The sequence below is a fragment of the Comamonas aquatica genome (genome assembly GCF_018064205.1).
Taxonomy (GTDB): domain Bacteria; phylum Pseudomonadota; class Gammaproteobacteria; order Burkholderiales; family Burkholderiaceae_C; genus Comamonas; species Comamonas aquatica.
The window spans coordinates 16,723-29,646 of sequence record NZ_CP072916.1 but is presented as its reverse complement, the minus strand read 5'-3'; the positions used below and the strand labels follow the sequence as shown (position 1 = coordinate 29,646).

The following is a 12,924-nucleotide window of genomic DNA, read 5'->3' as shown; positions in this document are numbered from 1 at the left end:
CCCTGGTCCCGGGTGCCGGTGCGGCCGGCCCCGGTTGCGGCCTTATTCGTTGAACAGACTGCCGGCCGCCTGCGGTGCCACCAGCCCCAGGTGCTGGTAGGCGGCCTTGGTGGCGATGCGCCCGCGCGGCGTGCGCTGCAGATAGCCCTGCTGGATCAGGTAGGGCTCGATCACATCCTCGATCGTGCCCGCGTCCTCGCCAATGCTGGCCGCGATGTTGTCCACGCCCACCGGGCCGCCGTCAAAGCGGTGCACCACGGCTTCGAGCAGCTTGCGGTCCATCACGTCGAAGCCGCGCGGGTCCACGTCCAGCATGGACAGGGCCTTGCGCGCCATGTCCTGGGTGATGGTGCCGTCGCCCTTGACCTCGGCATAGTCGCGCACGCGGCGCAGCAGACGGTTGGCGATGCGCGGTGTGCCGCGCGAGCGGTTGGCGATTTCCTGCGCGCCCGCCGCATCGATGGGTGCGCCCAGCAAGCCGGCACTGCGCGTGACGATGCGCGCCAGCTCCTCGGCGTTGTAGAACTCCAGCCGCGCCACGATGCCGAAGCGGTCGCGCAGCGGGTTGGTCAGCATGCCGGCGCGCGTGGTGGCCCCGACCAGGGTGAAGGGCTGCAGGTCCAGCTTGATGGAGCGTGCGGCCGGCCCCTCGCCGATCATGATGTCGATCTGGTAGTCCTCCAGCGCGGGGTAGAGGATTTCCTCGACCACGGGGCTGAGGCGGTGGATCTCGTCAATGAACAGCACATCGTTGGCCTCCAGGTTGGTCAGCAGCGCCGCCAGGTCCTTGGGCTTTTCCAGCACCGGGCCGCTGGTCTGGCGCAGATTCACACCCAACTCGGCGGCGATGATGTGCGACAGCGTGGTCTTGCCCAAACCGGGCGGGCCGAACAGCAGCACGTGATCCAGCGCCTCGCCGCGCTTGCGCGCCGCACCGATGAAGATTTCCAGCTGCTCGCGCGCCTTTTCCTGGCCCACGTATTCCTGCAGCAGCTTGGGGCGCAGGGCGCGCTCCAGCACCTCTTCGTGCTTGTTGACCGGCGCGGGCGAGATGGCGCTGCTGCGCACGGCGGGCTGGCCCGGGTCGTCCGGGCGCGGCGCCTGGGGCGCGGCCTTGGCGCGCGGCTTGCGCGCCGGCGCGGCCTCGAAATCGCCAAAATCTTCGGTGTGGATGCTCATGGCGGCTTACTTTGCCAAGGCCTTGAGGGCCAGCTTGATGCCCTCGCTCACGCCCACATCGGCGGGCAGGGCTTTGAGGCTGGCGGCCGCTTCCTTGTCCGAATAGCCCAGCGCCAGCAGCGCCTGCAGGATGTCGGACTGGGCATCGTTTTTGACCTGCGCCGCGGCCGTACCCACCACGGCATCGCCCAGCTTGCCCTTGAGCTCCAGCAGCAGGCGCTCGGCGGTCTTCTTGCCGATGCCCGGCACCTTCACCAGCCGCCCCACTTCCTGCAGGGCGATGGCCTGCACCAGGTCCTCGATGGTCATGCCCGACAGCAGGGACAGGGCCATGCGCGGACCGATGCCGCTGACCTTGATCAGCTCGCGGAATGTCTGACGCTCCTGTGCGGTCGCAAACCCATACAGCAGCTGCGCATCCTCGCGCACGATAAAGTGCGTCAGCAGACTGACCGGCTCCCCCAGTGCGGGCAGGTTGTAGAACGTGCTCATGGGCACCTGCACCTCGTAACCCACGCCATGGCAGTCCACCAGGACTTGGGGCGGGTTCTTCTCCAGCAGGGAACCTGTCAATTTGCCTATCATTGCGATCCTTTGTTGCCGCCCGGCGCGGCCTTCCTTCAGGGAATTATCAGCGTGATCTTGCGCCACACCTTCACACCGCACAACAACCTGCGCCTGACCCACCTGTGTGGCCCGGCCGACGCCCACCTGCGCACCATCGAAACCGGCCTGCAGGTCAAGATTGCCCACCGCCACGAGCAGTTCAAGGTCGACGGCCCCAAGGCCAAGGCCCAGCAGGCGCTGGAGCTGCTGCAGGCGCTGTATGAAATGGCCGACCACGCCATCCCCGAGGACACGCTGCAGCTGATGCTGGCCGGCGATGCCGAGATGCTGGAGCCCGACGCCACCGCCGTGCAGCTGACCACGCGCCGCGCCGACCTGCGCGCGCGCACGCCCAACCAGGCGCTGTACCTGCAGAACATTGCCGAGCACGACATCACCTTCGGCATCGGCCCTGCCGGCACCGGCAAGACCTACCTGGCCGTGGCCTGCGCCGTGGACGCGCTGGAGCGCAGCGCCGTGCAGCGCATCGTGCTGACCCGCCCGGCCGTGGAGGCCGGCGAGCGCCTGGGCTTCCTGCCCGGTGACCTGACGCAGAAGGTCGACCCCTACCTGCGCCCGCTGTACGACGCGCTGTACGACCTGATGGGCTACGAGAAGGTGCAAAAGGCCTTCGAGCGCAACGTGCTGGAGATCGCCCCGCTGGCCTTCATGCGCGGTCGCACGCTGAACAACGCCTTCGTCATCCTGGACGAGGCGCAGAACACCACGCCCGAGCAGATGAAGATGTTCCTGACCCGCATCGGCTTTGGCGCCAAGGCCGTGGTCACCGGCGACGTCAGCCAGATCGACCTGCCCAAGGGCGCGATGAGCGGCCTGATCGATGCCGAGCGCGTGCTCAAGCGCGTCAAGGGCATCAGCATCAACCGCTTCACCAGCGCCGACGTGGTGCGCCACCCGCTGGTGGCACGCATCGTGGACGCCTACGATGCCAGCAACGGCCGCAGCCGCAGCTGAGACTCTCAGAATCCATAGCTAACAGCGCTTGACCAGCAAGCGCCAGAGCCCCAAATGGCACTCAACAACCTGTCCCTCTCCCTGCAATTCGGCCAGTTCGACAACCTGGCCGCGCACCGCGCCCTGCTGACCCGCGCGCGCGTCACCAAGTGGATCAAGCACGCCCTGGCCGTGGACGCGGAAATGGCTGTGCGCATCGTCGGCGAGGACGAAGGCCGCCAGCTGAACGCCCAGTTCCGCAAGAAGGACTACGCCACCAACGTGCTGACCTTCGACTACCAGCAGGCCCCCACGGTGATGGCCGACCTGGTGATCTGCGGCCCGGTGATCGAGCGCGAGGCCCAGGAGCAGAACAAGTCGCTGGAAGAGCACTACGCCCACATGCTGGTGCACGGCACCCTGCACGCCCAGGGCTGGGACCACGAGACCAGCGAGGAGGACGCCGACGAGATGGAGGCCTACGAGACCGACATCCTGGCCGAGCTGGGCTACGCCGATCCCTACGCCAAGGACTGAGGCCCGCCTGCACGGGCACCCGCGCAACGCAGCCCCCCTATGCAAAAAGGACGCCCTGTGGCGTCCTTTTTTTGTGGTCCCTGGGGGGGCTTCAGCGGTCGATGCCCGTGGCCAGCACCACCAGCAGCAGCACGGCGCTGACCAGGCCCAGCCAGGGCTGCAGGCCCACCAGCAACATGGGCACGCACCACATCAGCAGGCGCACCGCCAGCGCATAGAAATGCCCGGCACGGCGCAGGCTGGTCTGCCCCAGGGGCAGCCACTGCGCGCGCAGCGGGCTGTCCGTGGGCATGCCGGCCACAAAGCCGGCATGGTGCCACTGGCGCGCCGCCAGCATGGAGCTGATGAAGGACAGGCCCAGCAGCACCAGCACCGCCAGGGTGTGCAGCTGCAGCACCTCGGCACGGCCGTTGGTCGCCGCCTCGGCCCAACTGCTGTGCAGCAGCGAGACCCCGCCCATCAGCGCCAGCGTGGCCGTGGTCGCCGTCATGGTGCAGGACATCAGGGAGTTGCGGATGGTCTGCACGCCCAACACTTCCGTGCCCTTGCTGTCCGAGATGGCCTGCAGCCAGTCCTGGCGCAGCTGGTCGTGCATGCGCGTGGCGCGCGCCGGGCGCAGCCATTGCTTGGCAAAGTAGGCCAGCGCCAGTCCCAGGGTGACCCACATGGGCCAGATGTATTCATACATGGCTGCTCACTCCATCGTCCATCCCGTGCCAGACCGGACCTCTGCACATGAAAAAGGCCTGCAGCCCAATCGCCACCTGCGCGGGCTGCTCTGGTTTTTTAAGACCCACTCCGCTTCGCCCAGGCGTGCTGCGCCAGCATGCCCACCAGCATGGCGGCGACGAACAGCCAGACCTCGCCATGGCCGGTGCTCAGGTTCATCAGCGCCGGACCCGGGCAAAAACCGGCCAGCCCCCAGCCGATGCCGAACAGCGCCGCACCGGTCAGCAGCTTGCCGTCCAGGGCCATGGCCGTGGGCAGCTGCATGGGCTCGCCCAGCAGCGAGGTCTTGCGCCGCTTGGCCCAGGTGAAGGCGAAGATGGCGACCGCAATCGCGCCCGCCATGACCAGGGCCAGCGACGGGTCCCAGGTGCCGAAGACATCCAGAAAATTCTGGACCTTGGCCGGGTTGCCCATGCCCGACAGGATCAGGCCCAGGCCGAACACCAGGCCTGCCAACAATGCCACGAATGCGATCATGGTTCAGCCCCCCAGCACATGGCGCACCACGAACACCGTGGCCACGCCGGTGGCGATGAACACCACCGTCGCCGACAGCGAACGCAGCGACAGCCGCGAAATCCCGCAGACCCCGTGGCCGCTGGTGCAGCCCGAGCCCAGGCGGGTGCCAAAGCCCACCAGCAAACCGGCGGCGATGATGACCAGCGGGTTGCCCGGCATCTCCATCGCCGGCAGCGGCGCAAAGCCCTGCCACAACAGGGGCGCCGCCAGCAGGCCGACCACGAAGGCCGCACGCCAGCGCCATTGGGGCGCGCTGCGCCAGGTGCCAGCCTGCAACAGCTGGCCCACGATGCCGCTGATGCCCGCGACGCGGCCCAGCAACACCACCATCAGCGCGGCGGCCGCGCCGATCAACAGCCCGCCGGCCAGCGCGGCCCCGGGCGTGAACAGGTCCCATGCAATGCTCATGCAGGTTCTCCTTGCTTGCAAAACAGCTGGTGCACCACCTGCATCAGTTGCAGGGCGCGTGCATCGGCCAGCTGGTACCAGATGAATTTGCCTTCGCGGCGCGTCGTCACCAGGCCTTCGCGCCGCAGCACGCCCAGCTGTTGCGACAGCGTGGGCTGCTGAATGCCGGTGAGCTGCTCCAGCTCGCCCACCGTGCGCTCCTGCAGCGTCAGCTGGCACAGCAGCATCAGCCGGTCCTGGTTGCCCAGCACCTTGAGCATGGCCACGGCCTCGTCCGCATGGGCGCGCAGGGCGTCCAGGTCCAGGGTGTCAGCACGGGTGTCGGTCGAAGATGGCTGGGTCATGGCAACAAATGCGGTGGGTGGCGAAAAGGCAGGGCCCTGACCTTAGGGGAAAACGCAAAGCGCTGCCCCCGACAAGGCCAAGCCCCCCGGTCCGGCCGCGGCGCCTTACTTGCGCGACGACAGCGGGCAGCTGCTGATGCCCAGCAGCGGGTACAGCGGGCAAAAGCGCAGCAGCCCGGTGGCCAGCGGCACCACGCCCAGCCAGCCCCACCAACCCACCGTGCCGGTGGCGGCCAGGGCGATCAGCACCAGCCCCACCAGGATACGCAGGACGCGGTCGATGCCGCCAACATTTGCTTTCATGGTCTTCTCCTTGCAGTTGATCCACACTGTCCAGATCCGGCCGGCGCCCCATGCGCCAGCCCGTGGTCACGACACGCCGGGCTGACCCTGCCAGTCCTCGCCATCCAGAAAGAGAAAGGCGTGCGTCACAATCTGTTTTTATATATTATATTAAAAAGTAAATTGATGCGGCCCACAGCAGCTTCCCGACTGTTCCCCCGCATTGGCGCCTGAAAGGACACACCATGCACATCGAACCCTTCTACGACGACGTCACCGGCACGGTGAGCTACGTGCTGGCCGACACCGCCAGCGGCCAGGTCGCGGTGATCGACCCGGTGCTGGATTTCGAGCCCAAATCCGGCACGCTGACCAGCGCCTCGTCCGACCGCATCATCGACTACGTGCGCGCCCAGGGCTGGCAGGTGCAGTGGATCCTGGAAACCCACGCCCATGCCGACCACCTCTCGGGCGCGCAGCACATCCGCCACCACCTGGGCGGGCAGATCGCCATCGGCACGCACATCCGCACGGTGCAGCAGATGTTCCGCAGCATCTTCCACTTCGAGCGCAGCTTCCTGCCCGACGGCAGCCAGTTCGACCGCCTGCTGGCCGACGGCGAGCGCTTCCAGGTCGGTGGCCTGACGGTCACGGCCCTGCACGTGCCCGGCCACACGCCGGCCGACATGGCCTACCAGGTCGAGGACGCAGTCTTCGTCGGCGACACCCTGTTCCTGCCCGACGTGGGCACGGCGCGCGCCGACTTTCCGGGCGGGCATGCCGCGCAGCTGTACCACTCCATCCAGCGCCTGCTGGCCCTGCCCCCCGCCACGCGCCTGTTCGTCTGCCACGACTACCCGCCCCAGGGCCGCGCCCCGGCCTGGGCCTGCACCGTGGCCGACCAGAAGGCACGCAGCATCCACGTGCGCGACGGTGTCACCGAGGCCGACTTCGTCGCCATGCGCACCGCCCGCGATGCCACGCTGGCCATGCCCACGCTGATCCTGCCGTCCGTACAGGTCAACCTGCGCGCCGGCAAGCTGCCGCCCGCGGCCGAGGACGGACGCACCTACATGCAGGTGCCGATCAATGCCTTTGCGCTGCACCAGCCCGCGCCCGACGGCGTCTGGCAGCCGGCCCGCGCCGACTGAGTGCCACCGCCTTTTCTTTCATCCACCGAGGAGACCTGCATGAGCAGCTTTGACCACCAGCACCTGACCCGCGACATCAACAACGCCCTGCGCCCCTTCCGCCAGTCCCAGAGCGGCACCATGGAGGCCTTTGCCCAGTTGGCCCAGGCCTCCATGGCCGAGGGCGCCATCAGTGCCAAGCACAAGGAACTGATTGCCCTGGCCATCGGCGTGACGCAGCGCTGCTCGGGCTGCATCGGCTTTCACACCAAGGCGCTGCAGAAACTGGGCGCCACCCGCCAGGAACTGGAAGAGATGCTGGGCATCGCGGTTTACATGGGCGGCGGCCCGGCGCTGATGTACGCTGCCGAAACCCTGGACGCCTGGGACAAGCTGACCGCAACCACCCTGCAGGCCTGACCCACGCCCGTTTGCCCCTCTTCGCCTGCCTGCCATGTCCGCACCTGCCCCCGCCAGCCCGCATGCGCTGCACCTGCTGTTCGCTGCCCAGTCCCTGGGGGGCGCCTCGCCCCCGATCATCATCTCGCTCGGCGGGCTGGTGGGGCAGCAGCTGTCCGCCGATCCCACGGCCGCCACGCTGCCGGTCAGCCTCTACCAGCTGGGCCTGGCGCTGTCGACGCTGCCGGCCGCCTGGGTCATGCAGCGCCATGGCCGCCGGCCGGCCTATGTGCTGGGGGCGGTGCTGGGCGTGCTGTCGGGCCTGATCGCCGCGCAGGGCATTGCCCAGCAGGACTTTGTGCTGTTCTGCCTGGGCACGGCCCTGGCCGGTTTCTACGCCGCCTGCGTGCAAAGCTACCGCTTTGCGGCCATCGATGCGGTAGGGGATCCGGGGCTTCAGGCGCGCGCCATCTCGCGCGTGATGCTCGGCGGGCTGATTGCCGCCGTCATCGGCCCGCAGCTGGTGATCTGGACGCGTGACGCCCTGCCCATGACACCGTTTGCCGGCAGCTTCTACGGCCAGGCGGCCCTGGCGCTGCTGGCCCTGCCCCTGCTGCTGGCCCTGCGCCTGCCCCCGCCCACCCAGGCCAGCGTCAGCGGCCCGGCACGGCCGCTGGGGGCGATCGTGCGCACCCCGCAGTTCATCGTGGCCTGCACGGCCGGCGTGGTCAGCTACGGGCTGATGGCCTTTCTGATGACCGCCACCCCCATGGCCATGGTGGGCTGCGGCTTCAGCGTGGGCGAGGCCGCCCTGGGCGTGCAGTGGCATGTGCTGGCCATGTTCGCCCCCAGCTTTGTCACCGGCCGCCTGATGGCACGCTGGGGCAAGCTGCCGGTCACGGCGCTGGGCCTGCTGCTGACGGGTGCCTCTGGCGTGATCGCCCTGATGGGGCTGGAGCTGCTGCACTTCTGGGGCGCGCTGATCCTGCTGGGCGTGGGCTGGAACTTCAGCTTTATCGGCGCCACTGCGCTGCTGACCGAAAGCTACCGCCCGGCCGAGCGCGCCAAGGTTCAGGCGCTGAACGACTTCCTGGTGTTCGGCACCGTGGCCCTGGCCTCGTTCGGCTCGGGCCGTTTGCTGCACACTGCGGGCTGGGATGCCATCAATGCCGGCATGCTGCCCCTGGTGGCGGCCGTGCTGCTGATGCTGGCCGCCCAAGCCTGGCGCCAGCGCGCCGCCACCCCCACCGCCGTATGACCACCACCCTCCAGATCCTGCTGCACGCCCCCGACGCCGAAGGCCTGCAGCGCGCCCGCATGAACGCCGTCAACGCCCGCAAGGGCGACCCCCACTGCGCGGTGCGCATCATCGCCAACGCGGCGGCCGTGGCCGCGGCGCTGGACACCCCGCACGAACATGCCGACGCCCTGACCTGGCTGTGCCCCAATTCCCTGGCCCAGCTGCAGCGCCCGGCCCGCGCGCCCCTGCAGGTGCTGGACGGCCCCGCCATCCTGGCCCTGGCACGCCTGCAGACCGAGGGCTGGACCTACATCCGCGCCTGAGGCGCCACGCCCCGCCACCCGGCGCACTAGGCGGGCGCAGGTCCAAGGTGCTTTGCGTTTTGCACATGCCGGCGGCCCGGTCCAGCCACTAAGATCGATCCATGGCTGCACCAGCACGGTGCACGCGCGCCCATCACAACAACATTCGGGAGACACGCATGGACATTCTGGGCATTGGCCCCTGGGCCCACATCGCCCTGCTGCTGGCGGCCGCCTTTGTGGCCGGCGCCCTCAACGCCGTGGCCGGCGGCGGCAGCTTTCTGACCCTGCCGGCCCTGGTCTTCACCGGCGTGCCGCCCGTGGTGGCCAATGCCACCGGCACCGTGGCCCTGTTGCCCGGCTACGCGGCCAGCGCCTGGGGCTTTCGCGAAGACATGGCCGCGCCCCCGGGGCTGACCCTGGGCAAATCCATCGCCCTGGCGTTGATCGGTGGTGCCGGCGGTGCAGCCCTGCTGCTGGTCACCCCCGACGCCACTTTCCGCAAGGTCGTGCCCTGGCTGCTGCTGGGCGCCACCGCCCTGTTCGCCTTCGGCCCACAGATCCGCGCCTGGGCCTCGCGCAGCTCCCACCCCGACGCCCCTGCCAGCACCACCAAGGCCACGCTGGGCATGCTGGCCGTGGCCGTCTACGGCGGCTACTTCAACGGCGGCCTGGGCATCCTGTGCCTGGCGCTGTTCAGCCTGCTGGGCCAGACCCAGCTGAACGCCATGAACGGCATGAAGAACCTGGTCTCGGCCCTGCTGACCGCGATTGCCGTGGGCATTTACGCCGCGGGCGGTATCGTCGAATGGCCGCAGGCCCTGGTGATGATGGTCGCGGCCACACTGGGCGGCTACGGCGGCGCGCGCGTGGCCCGCAAGATTCCAGCCCACATCCTGCGCTGGGGGATTGTGGTCACCGGCTTGGTGATGGCGGCTTTGTTTTTTATGAAGGGCTAATTGCATAGCGCCTTGCGCTTGCTGTATCAGCGTTCGAGGCTGATTTGGCTTTTATTTCTTGTTGGAAGCTTTGCTGGACGCTGTACGCCTCAGCACTCCCAGAGGGCGTTAATGCAGAGAGCAAGCAGCAGCTTGCACATCTTTCTATAGCTGCTTGCGCTTGCTGGATAAGCGCTAGAGGCTGATTCAGCTTTGCTACTGCTTGAAATCTTGCTGGCCGCTTATCGCGCGGCGGCGACTTCCTTTTCTTGCTTTCCCAAGAAAAGGAAGCAAAAGAAGGGAACCCTGCTACCCGTGTCCCTTTGGGCTTTGCTGCGCAAATCCCAAGCGGGCAACCTGCGGTGCTCGATCCCAGGGAGGGGCCGCAGAACTCACTGCGCGGCTGTGCCGCTCCGTTCAAACAGCTGCGGCCAGTCAGATGACGAAGCCGATGCGTCCTGCGGCGCATCGGCCCACCCTGCGCTCTGCGCGCCTCGGCACGGGTAGAAGGGCGTGCGGCGAAGCCCCCAGCCTGCTTGGAGCCTGTTTTTGCAGCTGTCTCAATATTGATCACAAATGTGAGCTGCTTGCGCTTGCTGGATAAGCCCTAGAGGCGAATTTAACCTTGATGGCTATTTCGATTCTTGCTGACCGTTGCTCGCATGGCAGACGACTTCCTCTTCGTGCGCTCCCAAGAAAATGAAGCAAAAGAAGGGAACCCTCTACCCGTACTCCTTCGCTGCGCTCTATGCACCTCGGCACGGCTAGAAGAAAAATCAGCGCACGGCCAGGAATCCTGAATTCATATCTATCGTGTTTCTAACTCTGCCTCAGTAAAAAAATCGGATGGGTAACAGCTTTCAGTCCCAATCCTATCAAAAGCCCTTTCCAAACTCCCTTCTGCATAACGTACAACAGACGCAACCGTCTCATAAGCCTCTGTTAAATTTGCTGTATGTTTTCCTGCTGAAATAACAATTCTTGTACTTTTATGAAGACTGAATATTTCTCTTTCCGGAAGATCAAACCTCATATTCAAATCTTTAATTGTTACTCCCGGCCGAATAACACAAGCTTTAACCTTAAGTGGAGTATCTTCAAAAAATGATATCCACTTTATCTCTCCCAAAACAGAGGCATTCATCGCCACTATCTGCTCAATTTTTTGAGCAACATGATCCGCTACATTTCTTACTTCTCTGATATTTTTTAATTTTTCAGAAATTCTATCTACAGAAAAATCCGAAGGCAGGGTATCTATGGAGGGTTGTAATGCCCATAAAAGTCGAAATCTATCTACAGCGTCCACAAAAGCCCACGAATCTAAAAAAACAGATGTAAACCCTCCATTTCTTTCTATTATATTTCTGTCATTTGCGATATGCCAAAGATCATTATTCAATCTTTCATAAGCAAAGCTCAATATTTGTACAGCGTGCCTCATTCCATCCAAAAATACTGCCTGCTTTTTATCCACTTTAATAGGTATATTTCTGAATGGAGATTTAATTGAGAGCATATGAAAATTTGATTTGAAAGATATTTAACAACACAAACAATTGCAACAAAAAATCCACTCGCGCGCAAGCGTCGCGCCCCCACTTTGTGGATGTCCTTCATTTTTTTCGGCGGCTGTTTGAACGGAGCGCTGCACGCGCGCAGTGAGTTCCGCCGGACCGGCCGCCTGCAAGGCGCGCCTTTTCTTTCCCTGGTTTCTTTTGGCAAGACAAAAGAAATCGGGTCGCCGCCGGGCGACTCCCGGCCTCGGACACAAGTGCCACAACAAGCACAAGACAAGAAGCACAAACCATAGCTACCAGCACTTGCTGCATAAACGCTAGAGCCACCAAACTCCCACAAACAAAAAAGGCCGCCAGTCTTGCGACCAGCAGCCTTGGGCATCAGCAACAGCGAGCAACTGCCAGCCGCCCGCTGAAAAGATGTTTACAGCACACGCGCTCTCACGCTCTTGCCCTTCACACGGCCATTGTTCAGCTTGGCGCAGGCCTCCGCCGCAATGCGCCGGTCCACCGCCACATAGGTGGAGAAGTCGTTCACGCTGATCTTGCCGATCTGCTCGCGCGTGTAGCCGAAGTCGGCGCACATGGCGCCCATCACGTCGCCGGCGCGGATCTTTTCCTTGCGCCCGCCGATGAGCTGGATGGTCATCATCGGCGGCAGCAGGGCGCCGCCGGGGGCGGGCGTCAGCTCGGCCACGTCGAACCATTCCGAGGCACGGCCCTGCAGCTGTTCGATCTTGGCGACGTGCACCATCTCTTCCATGTCCACCAGGTGCAGGGCCAGGCCCTCGGCATCGCCGCGGCCGGTGCGGCCGATGCGGTGGATGTGGACCTCGGGGTCGGGCGTGACGTCGATGTTGATCACGGCCGACAGGTTGGCGATGTCCAGGCCGCGCGCGGCCACGTCGGTGGCGACCAGCACGCTGCAGCTGCGGTTGGCAAACTGCACCAGCACCTCGTCGCGCTCGCGCTGTTCCAGCTCGCCGAACAGGGCCAGGGCGCTGATGCCCTGGGCCTGCAGGGCGGTGACGGCTTCGCGGCACTGCTGCTTGGTGTTGCAGAAGGCGATGGTGGATTCGGGGCGGAAGTGCGCCAGCATCTGCACGACCACGTCGAGCTTGTGCCGGGCGGGTACTTCGTACCAGCGCTGGGCGATCTTGTGCGCGCTGTGCTGGGCGGCGACCTGGACCATCTGGGGTTCGCGCATGAAGCGCTGCGCCAGCTGGGCAATGCCTTCGGGGTAGGTGGCCGAGAACAGCAGGGTCTGGCGCTGCGCGGGGCATTGCTCGACCACGGTGACGATGTCGGCGTAAAAGCCCATGTCCAGCATGCGATCGGCTTCGTCCAGCACCAGGGTCTGCAGCTTGGAGATGTCCAGCGCGCCGCGCTCGATCAGGTCCATCACGCGGCCGGGCGTGCCGACGACGATGTGGGCGCCGTTCTCCAAGCTGGCGATCTGGTTGCGCGAGGGCACGCCGCCATAGACGGTGACGACCTTGATGTTTTCCTGGGCGCGCGCCAGGCGGCGGATTTCGGTGGCCACCTGGTCGGCCAGCTCGCGCGTGGGACACAGCACCAGGCCCTGCACGGCGAACCAGCGCTGGTTCAGGCGCTCCAGCAGGGGCAGGCCGAAGGCGGCGGTCTTGCCGCTGCCGGTGCTGGCCTGGGCGATCAGGTCCTGCCCGCGCAGCGTCAGCGGCAGGCTGGCGGCCTGGATGGGCGTCATCTGTTCATAGCCCAGCTGCTGCAGGTTCTGCAGGGTGGCGGGGTGGAGCGACAGGGAAGAGAACGCCGTGGATGCGGCTGCGCCGGCGGCGCTGGGCGAGGTAGTCATGGC

The 12,924-nt window shown here is 65.5% G+C and carries 16 protein-coding genes; 7 read left to right on the top strand and 9 right to left on the bottom strand.

Going from position 1 to position 12,924, the window contains the following annotated elements:
* Positions 1 to 42: 42 nt before the first annotated feature.
* Both ruvB and ruvA read right to left on the bottom strand, forming a co-directional pair.
* Positions 43 to 1,179: a Holliday junction branch migration DNA helicase RuvB gene (gene ruvB / locus KAQ61_RS00150; RefSeq protein ID WP_154164241.1), complete on the bottom strand. Its 1,137-nt coding sequence runs from the start codon at positions 1,177 to 1,179 to the stop codon at positions 43 to 45.
* Between the two features lie 6 nt (positions 1,180 to 1,185).
* A complete protein-coding gene (gene ruvA, locus KAQ61_RS00145; protein WP_043385372.1) occupies positions 1,186 to 1,764 on the bottom strand; it encodes a Holliday junction branch migration protein RuvA in 579 nt (192 codons plus the stop codon).
* A gap of 51 nt (positions 1,765 to 1,815) precedes the next feature.
* Between ruvA and KAQ61_RS00140 the strand changes: the two genes are divergently transcribed.
* Positions 1,816 to 2,760, top strand: coding sequence for a PhoH family protein (locus tag KAQ61_RS00140; RefSeq protein WP_210930112.1), 945 nt, complete (start codon positions 1,816 to 1,818; stop codon positions 2,758 to 2,760).
* Positions 2,761 to 2,814: 54 nt separating this feature from the next.
* Positions 2,815 to 3,276: an rRNA maturation RNase YbeY gene (gene ybeY / locus KAQ61_RS00135; RefSeq protein WP_042414493.1), complete on the top strand. Its 462-nt coding sequence runs from the start codon at positions 2,815 to 2,817 to the stop codon at positions 3,274 to 3,276.
* Between the two features lie 91 nt (positions 3,277 to 3,367).
* On the opposite strand, the gene KAQ61_RS00130 is transcribed toward ybeY, so the two are convergent.
* The 5 genes from KAQ61_RS00130 to KAQ61_RS00110 form a co-directional block, all read right to left on the bottom strand.
* On the bottom strand, positions 3,368 to 3,964 hold the full coding sequence (locus KAQ61_RS00130) for a DUF599 family protein (RefSeq protein WP_210930111.1): 597 nt from the start codon (positions 3,962 to 3,964) through the stop codon (positions 3,368 to 3,370).
* Between the two features lie 98 nt (positions 3,965 to 4,062).
* On the bottom strand, positions 4,063 to 4,482 hold the full coding sequence (locus KAQ61_RS00125; protein WP_210930110.1) for a YeeE/YedE family protein: 420 nt from the start codon (positions 4,480 to 4,482) through the stop codon (positions 4,063 to 4,065).
* A 3-nt stretch (positions 4,483 to 4,485) separates the two neighbouring features.
* The gene (locus KAQ61_RS00120; protein WP_045267542.1) at positions 4,486 to 4,932 is read right to left on the bottom strand and encodes a YeeE/YedE family protein; all 447 of its coding nucleotides are present in this window, start codon (positions 4,930 to 4,932) and stop codon (positions 4,486 to 4,488) included.
* Complete coding sequence (locus tag KAQ61_RS00115; RefSeq protein ID WP_042414502.1) at positions 4,929 to 5,276, bottom strand: ArsR/SmtB family transcription factor; 348 nt, start codon at positions 5,274 to 5,276, stop codon at positions 4,929 to 4,931. The genes KAQ61_RS00120 and KAQ61_RS00115 overlap by 4 nt, the downstream gene beginning before the upstream one ends.
* 105 nt (positions 5,277 to 5,381) lie before the next feature.
* Positions 5,382 to 5,579 carry a YgaP family membrane protein gene (locus tag KAQ61_RS00110; RefSeq protein WP_042414634.1) on the bottom strand — a complete coding sequence of 66 codons (198 nt, stop codon included), beginning with the start codon at positions 5,577 to 5,579 and terminating at the stop codon, positions 5,382 to 5,384.
* Between the two features lie 224 nt (positions 5,580 to 5,803).
* On the opposite strand from KAQ61_RS00110, the gene KAQ61_RS00105 reads away from it, so the two are divergent.
* From KAQ61_RS00105 to KAQ61_RS00085, 5 genes are all read left to right on the top strand, one after another.
* A complete protein-coding gene (locus tag KAQ61_RS00105; protein WP_420839359.1) occupies positions 5,804 to 6,709 on the top strand; it encodes an MBL fold metallo-hydrolase in 906 nt (301 codons plus the stop codon).
* A gap of 39 nt (positions 6,710 to 6,748) precedes the next feature.
* Positions 6,749 to 7,108: a carboxymuconolactone decarboxylase family protein gene (locus KAQ61_RS00100; RefSeq protein ID WP_210930109.1), complete on the top strand. Its 360-nt coding sequence runs from the start codon at positions 6,749 to 6,751 to the stop codon at positions 7,106 to 7,108.
* A 34-nt stretch (positions 7,109 to 7,142) separates the two neighbouring features.
* Entirely contained in the window at positions 7,143 to 8,345 is a 1,203-nt protein-coding gene (locus KAQ61_RS00095; protein WP_210930108.1) for an MFS transporter, read from the top strand.
* Positions 8,342 to 8,650, top strand: coding sequence for a hypothetical protein (locus KAQ61_RS00090; RefSeq protein WP_210930107.1), 309 nt, complete (start codon positions 8,342 to 8,344; stop codon positions 8,648 to 8,650). Before KAQ61_RS00095 ends, KAQ61_RS00090 begins: the two co-directional genes overlap by 4 nt.
* Positions 8,651 to 8,808: 158 nt before the next feature.
* The gene (locus KAQ61_RS00085; protein WP_210930106.1) at positions 8,809 to 9,588 is read left to right on the top strand and encodes a sulfite exporter TauE/SafE family protein; all 780 of its coding nucleotides are present in this window, start codon (positions 8,809 to 8,811) and stop codon (positions 9,586 to 9,588) included.
* A 787-nt stretch (positions 9,589 to 10,375) separates the two neighbouring features.
* Here KAQ61_RS00085 and KAQ61_RS00080 read toward each other — a convergent pair.
* Both KAQ61_RS00080 and dbpA read right to left on the bottom strand, forming a co-directional pair.
* On the bottom strand, positions 10,376 to 11,086 hold the full coding sequence (locus KAQ61_RS00080; RefSeq protein ID WP_210930105.1) for a hypothetical protein: 711 nt from the start codon (positions 11,084 to 11,086) through the stop codon (positions 10,376 to 10,378).
* Positions 11,087 to 11,511: 425 nt separating this feature from the next.
* Positions 11,512 to 12,921: an ATP-dependent RNA helicase DbpA gene (dbpA, locus tag KAQ61_RS00075; RefSeq protein WP_043385340.1), complete on the bottom strand. Its 1,410-nt coding sequence runs from the start codon at positions 12,919 to 12,921 to the stop codon at positions 11,512 to 11,514.
* Positions 12,922 to 12,924: the final 3 nt, after the last annotated feature.

Bases quoted from the DNA above. Each gene is read 5' to 3' on its own strand.
- ruvB (WP_154164241.1), bottom strand. From the start codon at position 1,179: ATGAGCATCCACACCGAAGATTTTGGCGATTTCGAGGCCGCGCCGGCG.
- ruvA (WP_043385372.1), bottom strand. From the start codon at position 1,764: ATGATAGGCAAATTGACAGGTTCCCTGCTGGAGAAGAACCCGCCCCAA.
- ybeY (WP_042414493.1), top strand. From the start codon at position 2,815: ATGGCACTCAACAACCTGTCCCTCTCCCTGCAATTCGGCCAGTTCGAC.
- KAQ61_RS00130 (WP_210930111.1), bottom strand. From the start codon at position 3,964: ATGTATGAATACATCTGGCCCATGTGGGTCACCCTGGGACTGGCGCTG.
- KAQ61_RS00125 (WP_210930110.1), bottom strand. From the start codon at position 4,482: ATGATCGCATTCGTGGCATTGTTGGCAGGCCTGGTGTTCGGCCTGGGC.
- KAQ61_RS00120 (WP_045267542.1), bottom strand. From the start codon at position 4,932: ATGAGCATTGCATGGGACCTGTTCACGCCCGGGGCCGCGCTGGCCGGC.
- KAQ61_RS00115 (WP_042414502.1), bottom strand. From the start codon at position 5,276: ATGACCCAGCCATCTTCGACCGACACCCGTGCTGACACCCTGGACCTG.
- KAQ61_RS00110 (WP_042414634.1), bottom strand. From the start codon at position 5,579: ATGAAAGCAAATGTTGGCGGCATCGACCGCGTCCTGCGTATCCTGGTG.
- KAQ61_RS00105 (WP_420839359.1), top strand. From the start codon at position 5,804: ATGCACATCGAACCCTTCTACGACGACGTCACCGGCACGGTGAGCTAC.
- KAQ61_RS00100 (WP_210930109.1), top strand. From the start codon at position 6,749: ATGAGCAGCTTTGACCACCAGCACCTGACCCGCGACATCAACAACGCC.
- KAQ61_RS00095 (WP_210930108.1), top strand. From the start codon at position 7,143: ATGTCCGCACCTGCCCCCGCCAGCCCGCATGCGCTGCACCTGCTGTTC.
- KAQ61_RS00090 (WP_210930107.1), top strand. From the start codon at position 8,342: ATGACCACCACCCTCCAGATCCTGCTGCACGCCCCCGACGCCGAAGGC.
- KAQ61_RS00085 (WP_210930106.1), top strand. From the start codon at position 8,809: ATGGACATTCTGGGCATTGGCCCCTGGGCCCACATCGCCCTGCTGCTG.
- KAQ61_RS00080 (WP_210930105.1), bottom strand. From the start codon at position 11,086: ATGCTCTCAATTAAATCTCCATTCAGAAATATACCTATTAAAGTGGAT.
- dbpA (WP_043385340.1), bottom strand. From the start codon at position 12,921: ATGACTACCTCGCCCAGCGCCGCCGGCGCAGCCGCATCCACGGCGTTC.